The 21,368-nt window shown below is 69.7% G+C and carries 24 protein-coding genes and 1 tRNA gene; 17 read left to right on the top strand and 8 right to left on the bottom strand.

Annotated features, from left to right (window positions below; genetic code table 11):
• The coding region (locus ACFR9S_RS00350; protein WP_379817694.1) for a phosphohexomutase domain-containing protein at positions 1 to 1,053 on the bottom strand (1,053 nt) is incomplete at its 3' end.
• 92 nt (positions 1,054 to 1,145) lie between these two features.
• Here ACFR9S_RS00350 and ACFR9S_RS00345 point away from each other — a divergent pair.
• From ACFR9S_RS00345 to ACFR9S_RS00295, 11 genes are all read left to right on the top strand, one after another.
• Positions 1,146 to 1,436, top strand: coding sequence for an acylphosphatase (locus ACFR9S_RS00345; protein ID WP_379731521.1), 291 nt, complete (start codon positions 1,146 to 1,148; stop codon positions 1,434 to 1,436).
• Between the two features lie 68 nt (positions 1,437 to 1,504).
• Positions 1,505 to 2,233 (top strand): fumarylacetoacetate hydrolase family protein, encoded by a 729-nt coding sequence (locus ACFR9S_RS00340; protein ID WP_379731523.1) that lies wholly within the window; start codon positions 1,505 to 1,507, stop codon positions 2,231 to 2,233.
• On the top strand, positions 2,230 to 2,589 hold the full coding sequence (locus ACFR9S_RS00335) for an antibiotic biosynthesis monooxygenase (RefSeq protein WP_379817693.1): 360 nt from the start codon (positions 2,230 to 2,232) through the stop codon (positions 2,587 to 2,589). The genes ACFR9S_RS00340 and ACFR9S_RS00335 overlap by 4 nt, the downstream gene beginning before the upstream one ends.
• A gap of 196 nt (positions 2,590 to 2,785) precedes the next feature.
• Entirely contained in the window at positions 2,786 to 3,073 is a 288-nt protein-coding gene (locus ACFR9S_RS00330) for a DUF5798 family protein (RefSeq protein WP_379817692.1), read from the top strand.
• Positions 3,074 to 3,138: 65 nt separating this feature from the next.
• On the top strand, positions 3,139 to 4,119 hold the full coding sequence (locus ACFR9S_RS00325; protein WP_379817691.1) for a PLP-dependent cysteine synthase family protein: 981 nt from the start codon (positions 3,139 to 3,141) through the stop codon (positions 4,117 to 4,119).
• 302 nt (positions 4,120 to 4,421) lie between these two features.
• Positions 4,422 to 5,492 carry a BMP family lipoprotein gene (locus tag ACFR9S_RS00320; RefSeq protein WP_379817695.1) on the top strand — a complete coding sequence of 357 codons (1,071 nt, stop codon included), beginning with the start codon at positions 4,422 to 4,424 and terminating at the stop codon, positions 5,490 to 5,492.
• Positions 5,493 to 5,562: 70 nt separating this feature from the next.
• Positions 5,563 to 7,122 (top strand): ABC transporter ATP-binding protein, encoded by a 1,560-nt coding sequence (locus ACFR9S_RS00315; protein ID WP_379817689.1) that lies wholly within the window; start codon positions 5,563 to 5,565, stop codon positions 7,120 to 7,122.
• Positions 7,119 to 8,249 (top strand): ABC transporter permease, encoded by a 1,131-nt coding sequence (locus ACFR9S_RS00310; RefSeq protein WP_379817687.1) that lies wholly within the window; start codon positions 7,119 to 7,121, stop codon positions 8,247 to 8,249. The genes ACFR9S_RS00315 and ACFR9S_RS00310 overlap by 4 nt, the downstream gene beginning before the upstream one ends.
• Complete coding sequence (locus ACFR9S_RS00305; protein WP_379817685.1) at positions 8,246 to 9,475, top strand: ABC transporter permease; 1,230 nt, start codon at positions 8,246 to 8,248, stop codon at positions 9,473 to 9,475. Before ACFR9S_RS00310 ends, ACFR9S_RS00305 begins: the two co-directional genes overlap by 4 nt.
• Positions 9,476 to 9,553: 78 nt before the next feature.
• Positions 9,554 to 10,918 carry a geranylgeranyl reductase family protein gene (locus ACFR9S_RS00300; RefSeq protein WP_379817683.1) on the top strand — a complete coding sequence of 455 codons (1,365 nt, stop codon included), beginning with the start codon at positions 9,554 to 9,556 and terminating at the stop codon, positions 10,916 to 10,918.
• Positions 10,919 to 10,996: 78 nt separating this feature from the next.
• Complete coding sequence (locus tag ACFR9S_RS00295; protein WP_379731711.1) at positions 10,997 to 11,383, top strand: hotdog family protein; 387 nt, start codon at positions 10,997 to 10,999, stop codon at positions 11,381 to 11,383.
• A 19-nt stretch (positions 11,384 to 11,402) separates the two neighbouring features.
• On the opposite strand, the gene ACFR9S_RS00290 is transcribed toward ACFR9S_RS00295, so the two are convergent.
• Positions 11,403 to 12,686 carry an amidohydrolase gene (locus tag ACFR9S_RS00290; protein WP_379731712.1) on the bottom strand — a complete coding sequence of 428 codons (1,284 nt, stop codon included), beginning with the start codon at positions 12,684 to 12,686 and terminating at the stop codon, positions 11,403 to 11,405.
• Between the two features lie 87 nt (positions 12,687 to 12,773).
• On the opposite strand from ACFR9S_RS00290, the gene ACFR9S_RS00285 reads away from it, so the two are divergent.
• Together ACFR9S_RS00285 and ACFR9S_RS00280 are read left to right on the top strand one after the other, a co-directional pair.
• Positions 12,774 to 14,321 carry a Na+/H+ antiporter NhaC family protein gene (locus tag ACFR9S_RS00285; protein WP_379817681.1) on the top strand — a complete coding sequence of 516 codons (1,548 nt, stop codon included), beginning with the start codon at positions 12,774 to 12,776 and terminating at the stop codon, positions 14,319 to 14,321.
• On the top strand, positions 14,318 to 14,563 hold the full coding sequence (locus tag ACFR9S_RS00280) for a DUF7513 family protein (protein ID WP_379731714.1): 246 nt from the start codon (positions 14,318 to 14,320) through the stop codon (positions 14,561 to 14,563). Before ACFR9S_RS00285 ends, ACFR9S_RS00280 begins: the two co-directional genes overlap by 4 nt.
• A gap of 45 nt (positions 14,564 to 14,608) precedes the next feature.
• Here ACFR9S_RS00280 and ACFR9S_RS00275 read toward each other — a convergent pair whose 3' ends face one another.
• Complete coding sequence (locus tag ACFR9S_RS00275; RefSeq protein WP_379731715.1) at positions 14,609 to 14,935, bottom strand: 30S ribosomal protein S10; 327 nt, start codon at positions 14,933 to 14,935, stop codon at positions 14,609 to 14,611.
• Positions 14,936 to 15,052: 117 nt separating this feature from the next.
• Here ACFR9S_RS00275 and ACFR9S_RS00270 point away from each other — a divergent pair, with 117 nt between their 5' ends.
• Both ACFR9S_RS00270 and ACFR9S_RS00265 read left to right on the top strand, forming a co-directional pair.
• Positions 15,053 to 15,511 carry a bis(5'-nucleosyl)-tetraphosphatase gene (locus tag ACFR9S_RS00270; protein ID WP_379731716.1) on the top strand — a complete coding sequence of 153 codons (459 nt, stop codon included), beginning with the start codon at positions 15,053 to 15,055 and terminating at the stop codon, positions 15,509 to 15,511.
• Positions 15,512 to 15,514: 3 nt separating this feature from the next.
• A complete protein-coding gene (locus ACFR9S_RS00265; RefSeq protein WP_379817679.1) occupies positions 15,515 to 16,540 on the top strand; it encodes a DUF5787 family protein in 1,026 nt (341 codons plus the stop codon).
• 37 nt (positions 16,541 to 16,577) lie between these two features.
• Here ACFR9S_RS00265 and ACFR9S_RS00260 read toward each other — a convergent pair whose 3' ends face one another.
• Both ACFR9S_RS00260 and ACFR9S_RS00255 read right to left on the bottom strand, forming a co-directional pair.
• A complete protein-coding gene (locus tag ACFR9S_RS00260; protein ID WP_379731768.1) occupies positions 16,578 to 17,036 on the bottom strand; it encodes a hypothetical protein in 459 nt (152 codons plus the stop codon).
• 110 nt (positions 17,037 to 17,146) lie between these two features.
• Positions 17,147 to 17,419, bottom strand: coding sequence for a hypothetical protein (locus ACFR9S_RS00255; RefSeq protein WP_379731769.1), 273 nt, complete (start codon positions 17,417 to 17,419; stop codon positions 17,147 to 17,149).
• 428 nt (positions 17,420 to 17,847) lie between these two features.
• On the opposite strand from ACFR9S_RS00255, the gene ACFR9S_RS00250 reads away from it, so the two are divergent.
• Positions 17,848 to 18,021, top strand: coding sequence for a hypothetical protein (locus ACFR9S_RS00250; protein ID WP_379731770.1), 174 nt, complete (start codon positions 17,848 to 17,850; stop codon positions 18,019 to 18,021).
• Between the two features lie 157 nt (positions 18,022 to 18,178).
• Here the strand turns inward: ACFR9S_RS00250 and ACFR9S_RS00245 are convergent.
• From ACFR9S_RS00245 to ACFR9S_RS00235, 3 genes are all read right to left on the bottom strand, one after another.
• Positions 18,179 to 18,249 (bottom strand) — tRNA-Gly (locus ACFR9S_RS00245).
• 159 nt (positions 18,250 to 18,408) lie between these two features.
• Positions 18,409 to 19,428, bottom strand: coding sequence for an NAD(P)/FAD-dependent oxidoreductase (locus tag ACFR9S_RS00240; RefSeq protein WP_379731771.1), 1,020 nt, complete (start codon positions 19,426 to 19,428; stop codon positions 18,409 to 18,411).
• Positions 19,429 to 19,521: 93 nt separating this feature from the next.
• The gene (locus tag ACFR9S_RS00235; RefSeq protein WP_379731772.1) at positions 19,522 to 20,496 is read right to left on the bottom strand and encodes an MBL fold metallo-hydrolase; all 975 of its coding nucleotides are present in this window, start codon (positions 20,494 to 20,496) and stop codon (positions 19,522 to 19,524) included.
• Positions 20,497 to 20,609: 113 nt separating this feature from the next.
• Here ACFR9S_RS00235 and ACFR9S_RS00230 point away from each other — a divergent pair.
• On the top strand, positions 20,610 to 21,368 hold a 759-nt coding region (locus ACFR9S_RS00230; RefSeq protein ID WP_379817677.1), incomplete at its 3' end, for a DnaJ domain-containing protein.

The raw sequence follows: 21,368 nt of genomic DNA, 5'->3' as shown, positions 1-21,368 counted from the left end.
GAGGGGGGCGAGCCCCGGGGCGGAGGCGACGCCGTCGATCCAGCCACCGAAGCGCGTGTGGACGTGTTTCCACGGCTCCGCGGCGAACGCCACATCGGCGCCCCCATCCCGCGCGTCGGCGATGCCGTCGTGGAGGTAGCCCAGCGCGACGCGCTCGACGCGGCCGCCCGCGGCGCGGACGCGCTCGTCGATGCGCGCGGAGGCGTTGGGCGTGGTCACGACCGTCGGGTCCTCGCTGTCGGCGTCCGCGACGTACTCCTCGGCCAGCATCGCGAGTACGGTGTCCTCGTGAACGACCTCGCCGTCGCCAGTCAGGACGACGATCCGGTCGGCGTCGCCGTCGTGGGCGATCCCGAGGTCGAACGCACCGTCCTCCAAGAACCGGATACAGTCACCGAGCGTCTCCTCGGTGGGCTTGCTCCCGCGGCCGGGGAAGTGGCCGTCGACGTTGCCGTTGAGCGTGACGACTTCGGCGCCCAGTTCGCGGAGCACCTGCGGCGTCGCGAGCGACGCCATCCCGTTGCCGCAGTCGACGACGACCCGGAGGCCGTCGAGGGCCGCGCCGAACCCCTCGGCGTAGTCGACGACCGCGTCGCGGTAGTCGTCGAGCACCTCGGCACTCTCGTGGCTACCCCAACTGTCCCATTCGGTCGGCTCGGTGCCCTCCGCGATCCGGCCCTCGATCCGGGCCTCCGCGGCGCCGCTGTACTCGACGCCGTCCCTGAACAGTTTGATCCCGTTGTCTTCCGGGGGGTTGTGGGAGGCCGTGATCGCGACGCCGTAGCGACTCCGGCTCGCGTACGCGAGCGCTGGCGTGGGCGCCTGCCCGATCTCGACCACGTCGGCGCCCGCCGAGGTCAGCCCCGAGGCCATCGCGTCGACCAGCGCCCGTCCCGTCTCGCGGCCGTCGCGGGCGACGACGAACTCGACGCTTTCCTCGTCAGCCTGCGCCCGTGCGTCGGCGGCGGCCGCCTGCCCCACGCGCAGCGCCAGCGACGGCGTCACCGTCTCCCGCGCGTCGCCACGAATACCGGCGGTTCCGAACAGTTCCATGGTCGGTCGGTCGGCGCGGGGCTACTTTGCCTGCCCGGTTCCGGACGCTCGCGGGCGTCGCAGTTAAGTATCGCTCCGCGGATCGTTCCGGCATGAGCGATTCCGACTACGTCCGGGCGCGCGTCCACGTCAGCGGGACCGTTCAGGGCGTCGCGTACCGAGCCAACACCGAGGAGACCGCGAAGAAACGCGGCGTCAACGGCTGGGTCCGGAACAGGGATGACGGCCGGGTCGAGGCCGTGTTCGAGGGCGACTCACGGTCGGTGGAGTCGATGATCGGCTGGTGTCACACCGGTAGCCCCCGTGCGGACGTCGAGAACGTCGAGGTGGTCTACGAGGAGCCGCAGGACGCCGACGGGTTCCACGTCCGCTGGTCGGGGTGAGCCGGATCGTCGGAGTCGGATCACCGGAGCCGGAACGACTTAGCGGGGCGGGACCGACCGACACGGTGATGCGACACGCACGCTTCCGAGATCCGAGCGGCGCGGTTCGAAACGGCGAGTGGCACGGCGATTCGGTCAGCTTCGCGGGCGAGACGTACGATCTCGACGAGGTCGAACTGCTCGCACCGAGCGAGCCGAGCAAGGTGCTCTGTGTCGGGCGCAACTACGTCGCCCACGCCGAGGAGCACGACGCCGACGTGCCGGATCGCCCCCTCCTCTTCCTGAAGGGGCCGAACACCGTCGCGGGCCACGGCGACACCGTTACGCTGCCCGCGGGGAAGGAGCGCGTCGAGTGGGAGGCCGAACTCGGCGTCGTGATCGAGAAGCAGGCGAAGAACGTCGACAAAGAGGACGCGATGGAGTACGTCGCGGGCTACACCTGCGTCGACGACGTCTCCAACCGCGACGACCAGCGCAGCGAGTCCCAGTGGGTGCGCGGCAAGGCGTTCGACGGCGCGGCGCCGATCGGCCCCTGCGTGGCCGACCCCGAGCACGTCCCCGAGGACGCGACGGTCCAGACCCGCGTCAACGGCGAGGTGCAGCAGGACGCCACGATCGACCAGATGGTGTTCGACGTGCCGACGCTGATCGAGGAGGCAACCCAGTACATGACGCTCGAACCGGGCGACGTGATCGCGACCGGCACCCCCGAGGGCGTCGGCCCGTTCGATGACGGCGATCACGTCGAGATCGAAGTCCAGGGCGTCGGGACGCTCGAACACGAGGTGCAGCGGTGAGCGGGAGCGACGAGCCGGCCGCGGGCGACGACGGGGCGATCGTCCGCGTCTGGCACGGCTGGACCGACCCCGCAGACGCCGACGCCTACGAGCGGTTCCTCACCGATCCCGAGGAGGGGCTGCTGGAGACGCTCGACCGCGACGGCTACCTCGGCTACGACCTGCTCCGGCGCGAGGCCGGCGGGGAGGTGGAGTTCGTGACCCAGATCCGCTTCGCCGACTACGACGCCGTCGCCGAGTTCGCCGGCGAGAACTACGAGCGGGCGCACGTCCCCGAGGAGGCGCGGGAACTGCTCGCCCGCTGGGAGGACGAGGCGACACACTACGACCACCGCGGCGCGGCACGGACGGCGTAGCGACTCGGCGACCGGCGTTCAGCCGGCCGGTCACTTCCCCCACACCGCGGCCGCCCATCGGGAGTCCCCCGACCGGATGGCCGCGCTGGTCCGGGCGAACGTCCGTCGGATCGACCGGGGCGGGCGGCTGGCGAAGCAGGTCGTCTGAGCCCGAACCACCGGAACCGACACAAACCCCCGTCCCCATTCCCCGGATATGGTTGGACTCGGAAGCACCGCACAGAAGCTCCAGACGGTCGCGGAGAAAGCCGAGAAGCTGTACGAGCGAATGAACAAGCTCCGCGAGGAGGTCGAGGAGACACAGCAGACCGTCGACGAAACTCAGGAGCGCGTGGGGCGCATCGAGGAGGAGATGGCCGAACAGCGCGCCGTCCTCGACGCGATCGCCGAGGAGCACGACGCCGACGTCGACGCCGTCGCCGCCGAGGCCCACATCACCGAGGCCGAAGCCGACGACGGGGACGCGGCGACCACCGACGACTGACCGCCCCGGACGGGGGGTTTCTCGCAGATGGTAAGCTACACAAACGCCACTCCCCACGTTCGAGTATGACCACTCATCGGGAACCGCTGGACTCGGTCCTCGACACCATCGGCGAGACGCCGCTGGTGCGGGTCCACGATAGCCCCGACGCCGTCCCCGTCTACGCCAAGCTGGAGTCGTTCAACCCCGGCGCCAGCATCAAAGACCGCATCGGGAAGTACATGCTCGAAGGGATGCTGGAGCAGGGCGACGTCGACCCCGGCGGGACGATCATCGAGCCGACCGCGGGCAACACGGGGATCGGGATCGCCGTCGCCGCCGGGCAGTTGGACCTGAACGCCGTGTTCGTCGTCCCCGAACGGTTCTCCGTGGAGAAACAGCAGCTCATGCGCGCGCTGGGCGCCGACGTGATCAACACGCCCAGCGAGGACGGGATGGGTCGCGCGATCGAGCGCGCCCACGAACTCGCCGACGAACTCGACAACGCCGCGGTCCCCCAGCAGTTCTCGAACCCCCTCAACGCCGAGGCCCACTACGAGACGACCGGTCCCGAGATATACGACGCGCTCGACGGCGAAGTGGGGGCACTGGTCGCCGGCTGTGGCACCGCGGGCACGCTGATGGGGATGGCCCGCTACGGCCGCGAGCAGCATCCGGACACCCACGTCGTCGCGGTCGAGCCAGAGGGGTCGCTGTACGGCACGCTGCTCGGCGAGGACCGCGAGGAGGGCGAGTACAAGACCGAGGGGATCGGCACCCACGACGTCTCGACCAACGAGCTGTTCGACCCCGAACTCGTCGACACGGTCCACGCGGTGCCGGACCGGGACTCCCACGCCGAGGTCCAGCGGCTCGCCGCCGAGGAGGGCCACATCGTCGCCTCCAGCGCGGGCGCGAACGCCGTGGCGGCGAAGAAAGTGGCCCGACGCATCGCCGACGGCGAGGTCGACGCCCCCTACGACGCGGTGGTGACGGTGTTCCCCGACTCCAGCGAGCGCTACCTCTCGAAGGGTATCTACGGCGAGTTCGAGGAGTGGGAGGGCTGATCGGGCCGGGACGCGGCCGGAGGCGGCGCGCGCGACCCCATAGCGGGGTGTGAGTGCCGTAACCACGGTGCGGCGGCCGCGTCGCTCCGTGTCGGGACGGCTGTCGAGTTCGTAGCGGCGATCCAGCGAGTACCCACAAACGTGTGTACTCGTTTGGTGGACAGTGTCCGAATCGGGGGAAAATCGTACAGATCCGTGCGACAGACCCCCAGAGACGTGTCAACGATCGGTCTCGAGTGCGCCGCGAAACGACGGGCTTAACCCCGGTTCACAGAGAGAAGCGCACAACGATGCGCGACCAGATCGATCGGCGGACGTTCGTCGGCGGCGCGGCTGGCATGGCACTGACCGGACTGGCTGGCTGTCTCGGCGGCGGGGGCAGCGGCGCCGAGACGAACGTCGGGATGGTGTACGCCCTCGGCGGGCTGGGCGACGAGGCGTTCAACGACATGGCCCACGCGGGCATCCAGCGCGCCGAGGAGGAGCTGGGTATCGCGTACGACAACACGGAGCCGACCGGACAGAGCGAGTTCGGAACGTTCCAGAGCCAGTTCGCGTCGTCGACGGACCCCAACTACGACCTGATCGGCTGTATCGGGTTCGCCCAGCGGAGCGCGCTGCAGGAGAACGCCTCGGAGTACCCCGACCAGAACTTCATGCTGGTCGACGCCGAGCTCGACGCCGACAACGTGGCTTCCTACACGTTCCGCGAACACGAGGGTTCGTTCCAGGTCGGCCACCTCGCCGGGCTGCTGTCGACCCGCGAGTTCAGCCACGAGGGCACCTACAGCGGCACCGAGAAGACGTTCTCCAGCAACCCCGACGAGAAGGTGGTCGGCTTCGTCGGCGGGAAGGAGAACCCCCTGATCAAGAAGTTCGAGGCCGGGTTCATCGCCGGCGTCGAACACGCTGACTCCGAGATCGAGGTACGCACGGCGTACGCCGGCTCGTGGAACGATCCGGGCCGCGGGCAGGAGATCGCCGGCTCGATGTACGACGAGGGCGCCGACATCGTCTACCACGCCGCGGGCGCCACCGGCGGCGGCGTGTTCAACGCGGCCGGCGAGCGCGGCCGGCTCGCGATCGGCGTCGACAGCGACCAGTCGCTGAGCAGCGACGCCAGCCACACGATCGTCGCGAGCATGGTCAAGCACGTCGACACCGCAGTGTTCAACGCGGTCCAGAACGTCGTCAACGACGAGTTCCAGGGCGGCTCCACCATCGCGCTCGGGCTGGACGACGAGGGCGTCGAACCCGTCATCGGCACCGAGTACGAGGGCGAGATCCCGCAGGACGTCCTCGACGCGCTCGACAGCTCGCGGCAGGCGATTCAGGACGGCGAGATCGACGTGCCGACCGAGCCCGAGAACTGAGCTCGCGACGACGGGTCGCTCGCCCCGGCCCCGGGGCCGAACCACCCTCCACCCCCCCGAACCAACACAGATGAGCGCGCCAGCGGTCGACCTCAGACGGATCACCAAACAGTTCCCGGGCGTCCTCGCGAACGACGAGGTCGACCTCACCGTCGAACGCGGGAGCGTCCACGCCCTCCTCGGCGAGAACGGGGCGGGCAAGACGACGCTGATGAACGTCCTCTACGGCCTCTACAAGCCCACCTCGGGCACCGTCGTCGTCGACGGTGAGGAGCGGACGTTCGACTCCCCCCGGGACGCGATCGACGCCGGCATCGGCATGATCCACCAGCACTTCATGCTCGTGGAGCCGATGACCGTGACCCAGAACGTCGTGCTCGGCGACGAGCCACGGAAGTGGGCCGGGCTCGCGGTCGATCGCGAGGCCGCCCGCGAGGCGGTCGCCGAACTCGCCGACCGCTACGGGTTCGACGTGGACCCCGAAGCGACCGTCGGCGACCTCTCGGTGGGCGAACGACAGCGCATCGAGATCCTGAAGGCGCTGTACCGGGGCGCCGACATCCTGATCCTCGACGAGCCGACGGCGGTGCTCACCCCGCAGGAAGTCGAGGAGCTGTTCGACGTGTTCGACGAACTCACCGCGGCCGGGAAGACGATCATCTTCATCAGCCACAAGCTGCGCGAGGCGATCGCCGCCGCCGACGAGGTGACCGTCCTCCGGGACGGAAGAAACGTCGGCACCGTCGAGACCGACGCGGTCGACGACACCGAACTCGCGGAGATGATGGTCGGCCGCGAGGTGCTGTTCGACACGGAGAAATCGCCCGTCGAGGCGGGTTCGATCGGCCTCGCCGCGCGCGACCTCGTGGTCGAGGACGACCGCGGGGTCCGCGCCGTCGACGGCGTCGATATCGAGGTCGCCGAGGGCGAAGTGTTCGGGATCGCCGGTGTCGACGGCAACGGCCAGTCGGAGCTTGTCGAGGCGATCACCGGCCTGCGGACGCCCGCCAGCGGGCAGATCTCCCTCGACGGCGAGGACGTGACCGACGCCTCCCGCCGTCACCGGATCGAGTCGGGGATGGCGTACGTCCCCGAGGACCGACAGGCCCGGGGGCTGGTGATGTCGTACGACCTGACCGAGAACGGGCTGCTCGGCAGCCAGCGGGCGCCGCAGTTCGCCGACGGTGGCCGCATCCGCTGGGACGACGCCGAGGCCCACGCCGACTCGATCGTCGAGGAGTACGACGTGCGGCCCGCGGACGCGAACGCGGAGGCCCGCTCGCTCTCGGGCGGGAACCAACAGAAGTTCATCGTCGGCCGGGAGTTCGCCCGCGACCCGGAGGCGGTCGTCGCCTCCCACCCCACCCGCGGCGTCGACGTGGGGAGCGTGGAGTTCATCCACGACCGGCTGCTTGACCTCCGCGAGGACGGGGCGGCGGTGCTGCTGGTCTCCTCGAAACTCGACGAGGTCCGGAGCCTCTCGGACCGGCTGGGCGTGATGCACGACGGCGAACTGGTCGACGTGGTCGATCCCGCCGCGGTCACCGAGGAGCAGTTGGGGCTGCTGATGGCGGGGGAACGGCCGGACGACGTGCCGCGGGCGACCGTGCGGGCCGGGGGTGAGCGATGAACCCCGACCGCCTGCCGGACCCCATCGCGGGTCTACTGGGGCGGCTCGTCGACGCCTCCGCGGGCGAGCGGCTGCTCGTCAGCGTCGCCGCGCTGGTGACCGCGATCCTGCTCGGCGGGGTCGTCACGCTGGTCGCGGGCGTGTTCGCGGAGTGTGCGACGCCGATCGTCGGCCCGTTCTGTTACAACCCCCTCGCGGTGTACCGCTACCTGTTCCTCGCGCCGCTTTTCGACTCGTTCGTCCTGCAGGAGACGCTGAAGAACTCCGCGCTGCTTTTGTTCACGGGGCTGGCCGTCGCCGTCTCGTTCCGCGCGGGGCTGTTCAACATCGGGACGCAGGGCCAACTCGTGCTCGGCGCGCTCGCGGCCGCACTCGTCGCCGTCTGGGTGGGGCCGGCCGCGCCTTCGGGGCCGGTCGGCGGCGCGCTGATCGCGGTCGTGGCGATGGTCGCCGGCGCGGTCGTCGGCGGCCTCTACGCCGCGATCCCGGGAGCGCTGAAGGCGTACGCCGACGCGAACGAGGTGATCACCACCATCATGCTGAACTTCGTCGCGAGCGACGTGGCCTTTTTCCTCGTCTCGGCGTACTTCCAGAAGCCCGGCAGCGGGAGCGTCGAGACGCGTGACGTGCCCGCCGCCGCGCGGTTCGGGCCGGAGATCGCGTTGGTGATGGCGATCGCCCTGACGCTGCTGATTACCTACCTGCTCTGGGGGACCGCGTTCGGCTACGACCTCCGGACCGCCGGCATCCAGCCCGACGCCGCGGACTACGCGGGCGTCGACGCCGAGCGCATGGTCGTCACGAGCATGACGCTCTCCGGAATGATCGGCGGCCTCGGCGGCGCGGTCTGGGTGCTGATGTCCGTCGGGCGCTGGGTCAACGGCGTCCCCTCGCTGGGGTTCGACGGGATCACGGTGTCGGTGCTCGCGAGCAACAACCCCCTCGGGGTGCTGTTCGCCGGGCCGCTGTTCGGCACGATGCAGGCGGGGAGCCTCTCGATCGACTTCCAACTGGGCGTGCCCAGACAGCTCGTCGGCGTCATTCGGGGGCTGGTGATCCTGCTGGTCGCCATGCCCGAGTTCTTCCGGACGCTCGGCGTGCGCTGGGGGATGGGGGGTGGCCGATGAACGCGATCAAGCGCCTCGCGCTGCTCGCGGTCAGCACGCTCGCCGTGGGCGCGGTGGTGCTGGTCGGCCAGCTGTTCCCGAACACGCCGGCGGGCGAGCTCGCGAACGTGCTCGACGCGGGCTACGCCGCCTCCGCGCTCCGGCTCGCGGTCCCGATCGCGTTCGCCGCGCTTGGCGGGATTTTCGCCGAGCGCAGCGGCGTGATCAACATCGGCCTCGAGGGGCTGCTGATCGTCGGCGCGTTCACCGGCGTCGCCGTCGCCCACTGGACGATCGGCGAGGGCGGCGTGAGCCTCGGGCCGGGGGTCGTGCTCCTGCTCGTGATCGCCGTCCTGCTCGCAGTCGCGGGCGCGATGCTCGGCCTGCTCGGCGACTCGCTCCGGGAGATCGCAGTCCGCGGCGGTGGCGGTGTGCTCGCGGTCGCGGTGCTCGCCGGACTCACGGTCGCGCTCGTGGGGCCGACGCTCGCGGCGACGTGGATCGCGTTCTACGTCGCGGTGCTCGTCAGCGGGGCGTTCTCGCTGCTGTTCGCGGTCGTCACCATCGAGTACCGCGCGGATCAGGTGATCGCGGGGCTGGCGGTCTGGCTGATCGCGCTCGGGGCGGCCCCCTTCGCCAGCAACGTCATCTGGGGCAGCGTGAACTCCCCCGGCGTGGACACGCTCGGGACGTGGACGGTGCCGCTGCTCTCGGAGCTTCCGGCGGTCGGCTCGGTGCTGTTCGACGCCGAGCCGGTCGTCTACTTCCTGCTGATCGCGACGCCGCTGTCGTGGTACGTCCTGACCCAGACCTCCTTCGGCTACTGGGTCCGCGCGAGCGGCGAGAACCCCAAGGCGCTCGACACCGCGGGGGTCGACGTCCGGCGCGTGCGCTACGCCGCCGTGTTGATCTCGGGGGTGTTCTCGGGGATCGGCGGCGCCGGCCTCTCGCTCGGTCGCGTGGGCAACTTCGTCGGCAGCGGGACGACGATGGTCGACGGGCGCGGCTGGATCGGCATCACCGCGATGCTGTTCGGGAACTACAACCCCTTCGGCGCGTTCGGCGCCTCGCTGTTGTTCGCGGCGCTGGACGCGCTCCAGTTCCGCCTCCAGCAGCTGAACTACGCGATCCCCGACTCGCTGATCCAGACGGTGCCCTACATCACGGTGATCGTCGTGCTCGCGCTGGTCGGACGAACCAGAACGCCCGACGCGGCCGGCGAGCACTACGACGCCGACGAGGACTGATCGGCGACGGCCCGTCCCCCGCCGGGGGGCCACGCTCGTGATAAAGAGTTTTGCACCCGCCCACCCGAGGGTTGGCAAATGAGTACCCACGAGTACGACATCGTCGTCGTCGGTTCCGGCACCTCGGGCTGCTACGCGGCGGCGACGGCCGCTCGCGAGGGGCTCGACGTGGCGATCGTCGAGCGCAAGAGCGAGTCGGAGGCCGGCCACATCGCCTGCGGCGACGCGCTGAAGGGCGCGGACTCGTTCCCGGACGCGATCCCCAAGTCGAAGATCGAGTCCTCGTTCACCAACACCGGCGTCGATCACGGGCGCTTCGAGATCCCCTCGGAGGACACCGTCCTGAACATCCCCGTCCCCGGCGAACTCGCGGTGATCGACCGCTGGGAGTACGGCCGCAAGCTCATCGAGGGCGCCGAGGCGGCCGGCGTGGAGTTCCACTACGACGTGGTCGTCAACGACGTGCTGCAGGAGAACGGCCGCGTGGAGGGCGTCCGCGGCAAGCGCAACGGCGAGGTCGAGACGTTCGAGGCCGAGATCACCGTCGACGCCGCGGGCGCGCTGTCGGTGCTGCAGGACAACGCCGACTTCTCCGACGCCACGTTCGACACCAACGTCTCCTACACCCAGTTCTGCTCGGCGTACCGCGAGATCGTCGAGGTGCCCGAGCCCGTCGACTGGGACGACGCGCTCGTGTTCAAGCCGACCGACCGCGCCTCGGGCTACCTCTGGTACTTCCCCCGCACGCCGACGGAGATCAACGTCGGCCTCGGCTTCCAGATGACCGAGGAGCCGATGAAGCTCGTCGAGGACCTCAAGAAGGATCTCCGGAGCCGCCCGGAGTTCGAGGGCGCGAAAGTGGTCGACAAGCTCGGTGCCGCGCTGCCGACCCGCCGGCCGTACGACTCCGCGACGGCGCCGGGGCTGGTCGCGGTCGGCGACGCCGCCGGCCTCGTCAACCCCACCACCGGCGGCGGGATCGCGGGCGCCGCCTACTCCGGGCAGTACGCCGCCGAGGAGGCGATCTCGGCCATCTCGGCCGGCCGGACCGACGAGGAGCTCTGGCGGTACAACGAGCGCGTGATGGACCACTTCGGCGCGCGCTACGCCGCGCTCGACGTGTACAACGTGCTCTCGACGGCCGTCGAGGTCGACGAACTCACGTCGATGCTCGCCTCGCTGCCCGGCGAGCCGATCGCGGAGGCGCTGTACTCCGGGAAGACCTCGATCGGCCCGAAGACCGCGCTCAAGACGCTGCGCGGCGCGGTCGGCCACCTCGACCAGCTCTGGGAGATCTACCAGGTCCGCAACCTCGCGGAGGAGCTACTCGAACACTACGAGGCCTACCCCGACCGCCCCTCGGCGCTGCCGCGCTGGCAGGAGCAGCGCGACTCCATCATGGAGCGCGTCTACGAGCGGACGGGCGCCGATCCGAAGTACTGAGCGGACGCGGTTTTCTCACTGCCGGAAACGACCAGCGCGACCCCCCCGTTCAAATGCTGTGGCGCCGAGGGTGACGCCATGGACGCGCCACTGGAGGGGAAGACGATCACGTTCGAGCGGACGTTCACCGTCGACGACGTGCAGCGGTACGCGGAGCTGTCCGGCGACGACCAGCCACGGCACACCGAACCGGACGAGGACGGGCGGGTGATGGTGCAGGGGCTGTTGACGGCGACGATGCCGACGAAGCTGGGCAGCGACCGCGAGGTGCTCGCTCCCCGTATGGATTTGCGGTTCCGCGAACCCGTCTACAGGGGCGAGCAGATCACCTGCTACGCGACCTACGACGAGGTCGTCGAGCGGGACGACCGCTACGCGTTCACGTGGGACGTGGTCTGTGAGAACGACGACGGAGAGACGGTCCTCGAAGGCACCGACGACGGGATCATCTGGAAAGACGACTGACGGGTGAGGGTGTGCGGCTCTACGCGTCGGTCTCCGAGAGTGCCTCGATCGCGCCCGCGAGCGTCTCGACGCCGATACGCAGCGACGCCTCGTCCACGTCGAACGTCGACGTGTGGTGGCCGCCGGGGTGGTCGGTGCCGAGGCCGACGTAGCAGGCCCGCCCGCCCTGCTGTTCGACGCGGTTCATCAGGTACGTCGCGTCCTCGCTGCCGCCGAGGTCGTCGTGGTCCATGATGGAGTCGACGCCCTCGACACCCTCGGCCACGTCGGCGACGATCGACGCGAGTTCCTCGTCGCTCTCCGCCGAGGGCGCTCGGGAGTTCAGCGTGCGCTCGACTTCCACGTCGTGGGTCGTCGCAGCGCCGTCGAGCACGCGGCCGGTCTTCTCCCACATGTACTCCATCAGGTCCGTCGTCTGGCCCCGGACCTCACACTCCATCCGCGCGCGCTCGGCGACGATGTTCGAGGCGGTGCCCCCCTCGACGACGCCGGCGTTGACCCGGGTCGGTCCGTCGGCGTGGCGCGGGACGGCGTACATGTTGGAGATCGCGTCGGCCATGGCCTGGATCGCGTTGTCGCCCTGTTCTGGGTGGGCGCCCGCGTGGGCGGAACTGCCCGTGAACTCGGCTTCGAAGCCGGAGACGGCGAGGAAGCCGCCGACGCCGGCGACGATCTCGCCCGTCGGGTGGTCGAGTCCGATGTGGACCGCGTACAGCGCGTCCACGTCGTCGAGGTGGCCCGAGCGGGACATCGGGCCGCCGCCGGCGACGCGCTCCTCGGCGGGCTGGAAGAACACCTTCAGCGTACCCGAGAAGTCGCTGTGGCGCACTGCGTCGAGCACGCCAAGCCCGAGGGTCGCGTGGGCGTCGTGGCCGCAGGCGTGCATGTACCCCTCGTTCTCCGAGCGGAACCCCTCGGCCGCGGGGACGTGGTCCTCGTCGTCGGACTCGGTGATGGGGAGCGCGTCGATGTCGACCCGGAGGCCGACCGTCGGCCCCTCGCCTTGCTCGATCACGGCGACTGCGCCCGTGTTCCCCCCGTCGAGGCGGCCGAGGAGGTCGGGGTCGGCGCCGGCCTCGACGGCGCGGTCTTTCCACTCGGCGCGCGTGGCCTGATCGGGGAGGGACATCCGCGGCTCGTCGCTCTCTTCCAGCGCGTCCGGGCCGACGTGGAGTTCGTCCACGTCGCGGGCGCGGAGCGCCTCGACGATGCGGGCGGTGGTGTAGAACTCACACCACGCGGGCTCGGGGTGGCGGTGAAGCTCCCTGCGGAACGCGGTCAGGTCGTCGGCGTCTACGTGCACGGCCGACCGGTCGGCCCGCGAGTGCTTAAACCCCCTCTCGGGGGCGACCAGTGATTTTTATTACCACGCCTCGCGGCAGCATGATCCGTGAACACTGACCAACCGACAGAAACGGGCGGGGAATCGACGCTCCAGTTCCGGGGCGGGCCGGCCGTCAGCGCCGTTCCGATCACGGTGTTCGTCGTCTGGGCCGTGTTCCAGTCCGGCGTGCTGGGGATCGGCGACACGTCCGGCCTCGTCGTCGGGATGCTCGTCGGCCTGATCGCCGGACTCCCGTTCGTCCGGGGGGACTGGAAGGCGTACGCCGACGCCATCTTCGAGGGGATGACTCAGGAGGTGGCGGCGACCGCGGCCGTCGCGTGGCTCTGGGCGGGGATGTTCGCGAACACGATCCAGGCCGGCGGCTTCGTGGACGGCCTCGTCTGGCTGGCGGGCGCCGCCGAGGTCGGCGCCGCGCTGTTCCCGGCCGTGACGTTCCTGCTCGCGCCGGTGCTGGCGACCGCGATCGGCACCGGCTACGGGACGACGATCGCGTTCGTGACGCTGGTGTTCCCGGCCGGGCTACTGCTCGGGACGAACCCGATCCTCCTGTTCGGCGCGATCCTCTCGGGGGCGGTGTTCGGCGACAACCTCGCGCCCGTCTCGGACACGACGATCGTGAGCGCGGTGACGCAGGACGCCGACATCGGCGGCGTCGTCGCCTCCCGCGTGAAGTACGCCGTCATCGCCGCGGTGCCGGCGCTGGCGGCCTACCTGATCGCGGGGGCGACGCTGCCAACCAGCCAGCCCGCCGCGAACGCGGGCGTCGAGGCGGGCGCAGCGTGGGGGCTGCTCCACCTAATTCCCGTCGCGATCGTCATCGGCACGGCCGTCACCGGCCGCCACATCGTCGAGGCGGTGTCGTGGGGGCTTGCGACGGCGTTCGTGCTGAACGTCCTGCTGGGGTTCTTCGGACTCGTCGATGTGGGCGTCAGCGACGTGCTCGTCTTCTCGGCGCCCGAGAGCTCCGGGATCGCACAGTCGCTCGACACGGCGCCGCTGATCGGCGCGATCGTCGAGACGGTGCCCGCCGCGGAGGCGGGCGTCGGCGGCAGCCTCTACACCGGCGCGGTGGGCTTCTTCCCGCTGATCGTTCTGACGCTGCTGATCGTCGCCGGCGCACAGATCATGCGCGTCGGCGGCGGGTTCGAGGCGCTCCAGACGTGGCTGCTCGACACCGTCGCGACCTCCGTGCGCCGCGCCGAGGTGACGATGGTGCTCGGCACCGCGGCCGTCAACGCGATGGTGACGATCAACACCGCCGCCGAGATCGCGGTCGCGCCGTACATCCGGACGCTCGGCCGGCGGTTCAACATCAACGGCTACCGGCGGGCGAACATCCTCGACGCCAACACCTCGGCGCTGGGGTACATCTTCCCGTGGGGCGGCGGCGTGCTCGCGGGCTACTCCGCGATGCAGACGCTGCCCGGCGAGTACGAGTGGTTCACCGCCGAGATGGTGGTCAACCCCGCCGCGGTGTTCCCGTACGTGTTCCACGGCTGGTTCCTCGTGACGGTGTTCCTGCTCGCGGCCCTGACCGGCTTCGGGCTTGAGTACGTCAGCGACCGCGAGAGCGAGGAGGTGAGTCGCGTATGAGCCGGCTCGACGCGTTCCTCGCGGGGTTCGAGTTCCGGACGGCGACGCCGACGTACAGCCCCGGCGACGAACTGACCGCCATCGTCACGGGTCGGGACGGCGACGACGCGGTAATCCGGATCGGCGATACGGTGCTCCGGCTGCCCGGCGCCGCCGACGACGTGACCGTCGACGAGGAGGCTCGCGTCCGCGTCACCTCGTTCGACGAGGGGAGCGCGACCGGCGAAGCGGAGCTGCGCTGAGCGGTCGCTACCGACTTTTTCGTCCGGGGGAAGAACACAAGGAGATTAGCGGTACGCCTGGCTCGCGCGGCGCTCCACGTCGACCTCGACGCGGATGGAGTCGGGGAGGTCGGTCGCGACGACTTCGCGGGCGATGTGATCGGAGCCGTGGATCTCCAGCCAGCGGGTGTAGACGGTGTAGTTCCATGGGTCGATCTGCTCGCCCGGCTGGCACCGGCTGTACAGCGGGACCGAGTGGTGTTCGGGCTGTTCCTGGTGGGGACCCTTGCACTCGGCGCCCTTGCGCTCGACGCGCTGTTTGAGCCCGTCGACTGTGTCGTCCAGCACGTCCCGGTCCCCGCTCCGGAACGTGAGCGTCGTCACGAAGGTCATACTCGGAGATTGGGTTCGAGCGTGAAAAGCGCATCTACCGGGGCCGCGGGTCGGAGCGTGAACGCCGCTTTTGACCCACCGAAGCCAATTTAAGAGCACGACGCTTACCCGAACGCAATGACGGTCGAAGCGACGTCTGCCGGAGCCATCCTCTTCCGCGACACCCGCGGCGAACGGGAGTACCTGCTCCTGAAGAGCCGACCGGGGGACTGGGAGTTCCCCAAGGGCGGGGTCGAGGGGGAAGAGGAGCTTCAGCAGACCGCGATCCGTGAAGTGACGGAGGAAGCCGGTATCGAGGACTTCAGGCTCATCGACGGCTTCCGGAAGGAGTACGACTACGTGTTCGAGGCCGACGGGAACACGATTCACAAGACGGTCCACCTGTTCATCGCCCGGTCGTTCGAGGCCAGCGCGGAGCTCTCCGCCGAGCACCGCGACATGCAGTGGCGCGACTACGAGCAGGCGCTGAACACGATCACGCAGGACGGTCCCCGCGAGATCCTCGAGGAGGCCCACGACTACCTCGACGAGGTCAAGGAGGCCGACGGCGAGGGGTACGTCGGCACGCCGGCGTAAGCGGTGCCGACCCCCGCTACCGACTCGGAGTTCTCCTTCGAGCTCCTGGTCTGTCGCTGGGCGGAGCTGGGCTGGCCGCCCGGCGGCGACGCGAGCGACGCCGACGCAGGGAGTGACGACGCCGCGCCCGTGATCGTCTCGCGCCAACTCGGGACGAAGAAGCGCCGCTGGGACACGATCGTGATCGAGTGCGACCCCGCGGGGCTCGCCGCGCGTCGCGAGTTCGGCGACCGGACCATCGACGGCGACCTCCTCCCGGTGGTCCGCCACGCGCCCGCCGAGTGGGCGTACTACCGCGACGCGCTCCCCGATCCGGGCTACCCGTGGCGCTACGTCCGGGAGGCGATCCACCGCGCCGCCGCCCGCGGGCTGGTCGAGAAGCGCAAGAACGGCAACCGTATCGAAATCCGGCGGAAGCGACCCTACCCCGACTGGGTATCGCGAATCATCGCGATCGAGAACAAGCCGGACCTCGACGCGAGCGCCGCCGCCGCGCTGTCGGACCAACTCGAACACGACGTGGACACCGCGCTGGCCGACGAGGTGTGGCTGGCGACGGGTCGGACGGGCGAACGGGTGGAGCCGGCGCTGCTGCGACAGTTCCCCGTCGAGGCGGGCGTGCTCACGTTCGACTTCTCGGACGGCACCCACGGCGACGCAGCGACGGTGGACTGGCTCCCGTCGACGCTCGACCCGGAGAGCGACAGCGGGCGATTCGACGCCGCCGAGAAGGCGCGGCGACGACGGCTGATCGCGGAGCGAGCCTACGGTAAGGGCTGGCGCTCGTTCGCCGAGACGACCCGGCCCGACTGCCGGTGGTTCGAGCTCGCACGCGCCGGCCGCGGGACAGTGCCGACCTGTGCCGCGAAGGGTCGCTGCCAGAGCGAGGCGGAGTGTGGGCGCCGCTGTGGTTCGTTCGAGCCGGAGCCGCCGCAGTGGCGGACGAACGGCTGGCCGATCGACGGCGGGCCGGGGCAGGGCGTGCAGCAGCTTCTGGAACGCCGACGCGAGCGCGCCCGGGAGCGCTAAGGTTCACGCTCGCGGCGCTCGCAGAACCACGGAGGCGTCACCGCTGCCGCTCGGGATCGGCCGCGATCTGGTCGTACAGCTCCATGTAGTCCGCCTCGGCCCGCTCCAGTTCCTCTCTGAGCCACTCGTTCTCCTCGACGAGCCGGTCGATCGTGCTCTCGGCGTCGACGGCGTCGTCGTCGGTTCCGAGTTCGAGCGAGAACTCGGTCACGTCGCGGCTGAAGTGCTCGTCCATCGCCTCGAGGACGGTCTCGGCGATCTCCGCGTCGGAGGCCCCCTCGTCTTCGAGGTCGATTATCTGCTTCCGGAACCGGGCCATCAGTTCGCTCGTCCCGCGCAGGAACTGCTTGTGCTCGCCGTCCTCCAGATCCTGCGCCAAGGACTCGGCGACGAGGCAGATCTGTTCGACGAGCCGCTTCGCTTCGTCGACGTTGCCGTGGTTGAGCCGGTAGATCAGGACCTCGGTGTCCTGGACGAAGCGGTTCTTCCCCTCCATCGGACGTGTGGTGACGCGGCGGCGAGTTAGTTCTTCGGCTGTCGCATCCTGTGCCAGCGGCCGGCACTGACTGTCGAACGGAGCGAATCAGTGGACGCGAACGGGACCGCTCACCGGCCGTCGAGTTCGCCGGCGATGGCTTCGAGTTCCGACTTCCGGAACCCGGTGCTCTGGTCGCGGCTTTCGTCGACTCCGTCGACTGTCTCGCTGATCGCCCGCCGCATCACGTCCTTCCCGGGGATGTCGTCCGTCTCCACGTCCGCGTCCAGCGAGTCACAGATGGCAGCCAAGGCTTCCTTCGTGAACCCGGAGGAGACGAGCCGTTCGTGTCGGCCGACTTCAACGCGGATCTCGTTGCGTAGCTCGTCGACGGTCTTGGTCATACAGCCTCTCAGGAACTCTACGGACCTGTACCTCCCGGTCCACCGTTTCCGCCGTGCCAGTCCGGGGCCGGCTGCTGCCCAGCGCCGGTACAAGGGATACGAACGTGCTGTACGCTATCACACCCTGAAGAGGCTTTTACCGCTGGATACGCTACTCACAGTCGAGGTGACGACGACGTGCAACTACTCACTCCCGTGAACACGCTTCTCCCGGCCAAGGGGGGCCGACCGCTCGACCGGTTGCCGGTCGGTGGCCTCGGCCTCCGAGCCGGGGTTTCCCGCGTCGTCGTTCCCGCCGTCCCGCGGACGATCTGACGCAGTTCGTCCCCGACGGCCCCGTCCCGATTCCGAATCCCGCTTTCGTGCGCTCGGACACGGCGACGTGGCTCGTATCGCTCTACTGACGCCGACTCGACCCTCCACAGACTATGCACCCACCGACGCAGACCCAGGAGTATCCGACGCATCGCCGCCCGCCAACGTTCGAAACGACGCTGCTGCTTGCCGCCCTGCCGCTGGCCGTGATGTTCGCGGCCACGTTCCCGACGGCTGCCGCCGGCTTGTTCGTCGGCGCGGCTGCCGGGGCGGCCCTGCAGCGATGATTCGTCCCCTTCACGGGGATTGGCGGTGAGCTACCCGTTTTCGTTCACGTGAACTGCCGTAGAGCTGCTCTCGTCGATCGACAGACGGGTCCGCAGAGTTGACAGCGACGCCCGAGTCTCCGCGCGAACCAGAGAAACCGCAGGAGAACGTTCGGTATGCACCGACCGGGATTTGAACCCGGGCCATGAGCTTGGAAGGCTCAGGTCCTGCCACTAGACCATCGGTGCGCAGTCGGAGTAACCACACGCAGAAATAAGGGCGTTCCCCTTCGGCCCGATCCTTCAAGTACGATGCCAGGACCACCCGGCCCGTGCGCTGACCGTCGACGCCGACGGGGGAGCGGGAGCGCGGTGTGTCCGTCGGCGACGCCCAGCACCGCCTGTCAGCTAGTCGTCGGCAGCCGTCGGCTCGACCGCCTCGCGGCGTCGGGCAGCCTCGCGGAGTTCGTCGGAGATCGCCGGCGTCGACGCCGGATCGACCTGCTCGCCGTCGATCTCGTCGAGCGACTTGGGGAACGTCCGGAGCTCGTAGTGCAGCGCGATGCCCGCCTTCGCGCCCTCGCCCATCGCGACGGGGACTTGGTTGTGGCCGGGCGTGAGGTCGCCCACCGCGAACACGCCGTCGACGGAGCTTCGGCCGTGGTCGTCGACCGCGACGTTACCGTCGTCGGTGCGCTCCAGCCCCAGCGCGTCCGCGAGGTCGGCGTTGTAGTCCGAGCCGTACATCGGGAAGCCGCCGCGGTACTCCCGGACGGTGCCGTCCTCGAACTCGAACGACTCCAGCCAGCCGTCCTCGCCGGTGTTCATCCCCGAGATGTCGGTCTCGACCACGTCGACCGGGTGGGCCCGGAGCTGGCGGTCGGTCTCCTCGCTCCACTCCGGCTCGTCCCCGCGGAGCAGCAGGTCCACCTCGTCGGTGAAGTTGAGCATGATCATCGCGACGTGGGCCGCGCTCTCGCCGGTCCCCATCACGTACACCGGTTCGTCGACGAACATGTAGGCGTCACAGTGCAGACAGTAGTGGAGGCCCCGCCCCGTCCGGGGGAGCGGCGGCTCCGGGCGCTCGTCGGCGAACCCCGTCGCGAGCACCACCCGCTCGGCGGTGTACATCTCCTCGCCGACGGCGAGTTCGAAGCTGCCTGCCGAGCCGTCGATGTCGGAGACCATCCCCCGGACGGTGTCGGCGCCGTAGGACTCGACCTGCGCCTTCGCGGTCTGCAGCAGTTCGTTCCCGGAGGTTTCCTCGGTGATCCCGATGACGTTGTGGGTGTCCTGCATCATCGCCGCGCGGCCGCCGCCGCGGTCGATCAACACCGTATCGTGGCCGAGCCGTGTCGTGTAGAGGGCGGTCGTCAACCCCGCCGGGCCGCCGCCGACGACGGCGACCTGATAGTCGGATTCGCTCATAGACGTACTCGGGGCGTCGGACTGAAAAGGGCACCACTCGTGTGCGCGGCGGGCGGGAAGCCGCGCTCGGGAGCGGCCGGCGCCGGCCGCGAGCTACTGCTCGGGGAATAGCTCCTCGACGTTCGGCTCGTCGACCACGAGACGGTAGTCGGTCGCCTCCTGTTCGACGATCCCGTGGCGTTCGAGGTGGTCGAGGTGCGCGAACGCCTCGCCCGGCCCGTGGAGGATGTGGATAGTCTCCAGTTCGCCGAACAGGTGGTGGCTCACGGTCCAGGCGTCACACGCGCCGTGGCGGTCGAGCACGTCGATCACGTTCTCCGTCCGCTCGCGGTGGTGGCCGAGGATTTCTCGCGCGCGTCCTACCGGGTCCTCGATCGGGTCACGGTGGCCGGGGAGCGCACGGTCCCAGTCCCGATCGACGATCTCGACGAGGCTCTCGACGTACTTCGCGAGCGGCGCCTCCACCCGCACGTCGGCGCCGCCGACGTTCGGCGTGTACTTCGGGAGGATCGCGTCCCCGACGAACGCCTGTCGCTCGCCGTTCTCCTCGAACGCGAACGCGGAGAGCCCGGCCGAGTGGCCGGGGAGGTGGACCGCCTCGAGTTCGATCCCGTTCACGTCGAACCGATCGCCGCCCGTGAACGGCGTCACGTCGACGTCGTCGCCGGCGAGTTCGGCGTGGCCGCCGAGGAAGGAGATCAGCTCCTCGCGCGGGCCGTCCGGGATCTGCCACGCCTCGAACGTCTCCTGTTGGAGGGATCGGTCCTCCATCAGGGACGGCTCCTCCCCCGAAATCAGTCCGGCGTCCGCCTCGTGGGCGTGGACGGTCGCCCCGCCAGCGTCCTGAATCATCCCCGCCAGCCCGGCGTGGTCGTAGTGCCAGTGGGTCAGGAACACGCGGTCGACGTCCGCGGGCGTGACCCCGAACGACGCCAGCCCGTCCACGAACTCCTCACGCGTCGGCTCGGTGGCGACCCCGGCGTCGACGAGCACGGTCTCCTCGCCCTGCAGGAGGTAGACGTTGTTCTCCCCTTCGAAGACGGTGTTCCCGAGACGGATCCGTTCCATAGCGGAACTGTTCAGCCGTCACCAAAGAGGGTTCCCACTTCCTACGGCGGCGTCCGCGACCGTGGCGAACGGAGGGCGGTAGATTCAAACACGGACTGGGCGTATCGGGAGCCATGCCGGCGGACCTCTACGACGTTCTCGGCGTCCCCGACGACGCCGCCGCCGAGGAACTGAAGCGCGCGTACCGGGAGCGTGTCCGAAAGTATCACCCGGACGTGAACGAACACCCCGAAGGCGAGGCGCAGTTTAAACTCGTCAAGACGGCCCACGACGTGCTCTCGGACCCTGCCGAGCGCAAGACGTACGACCGGCTCGGCCACCACGAGTACGTCGAGAAACACCTCGACAGTCTCCCGCCGGTGTCAGTGTTCCCCGACGAGGACCTCCCCGACGATACAACTACTGACGACGGATCGACGGATAGCGGTCCGGCCACCTCCGAACCGATGGACGGGGCGGCGAAGTCGACGACGGGCAGCGCCGCGGATACGTCGACCGACACCGCCACGAGCGAGCGATCCCGCGGCTCGACCGCCTCGACTGAATCGACCGGTGGCTACGGCAGTACGGGAAGCGGCACGTCGACGACCGACGGCAGTTCGTCGGCTACCGAAACGACGACAGAGCAGTCCTCGACCGGTCGCAGCGAGGAGGGCGCCGGGACGGATCGGGACAGTTGGGATGCCGCCGCCAGCTCGACGCGGACGGCGACGGCCGACGCCTCGGTGCCGGAGGGGGTCCGTCGCCGGCGGGGGCTGAAGCGGTGGTACGGCGTCGTCGTGCTCTCGCTCCTCCTCTATGTGGGCGGCCTCGGCGCGTACGCGCTCCCGCGCCGGGCGGCGATGCGGTCGTTCCTCGGCGACGTGGCGGCG

Source organism: Halolamina salina, from assembly GCF_042678005.1.
Taxonomy (GTDB): domain Archaea; phylum Halobacteriota; class Halobacteria; order Halobacteriales; family Haloferacaceae; genus Halolamina; species Halolamina salina.
This window is presented reverse-complemented; position numbering and strand designations above follow the sequence as displayed.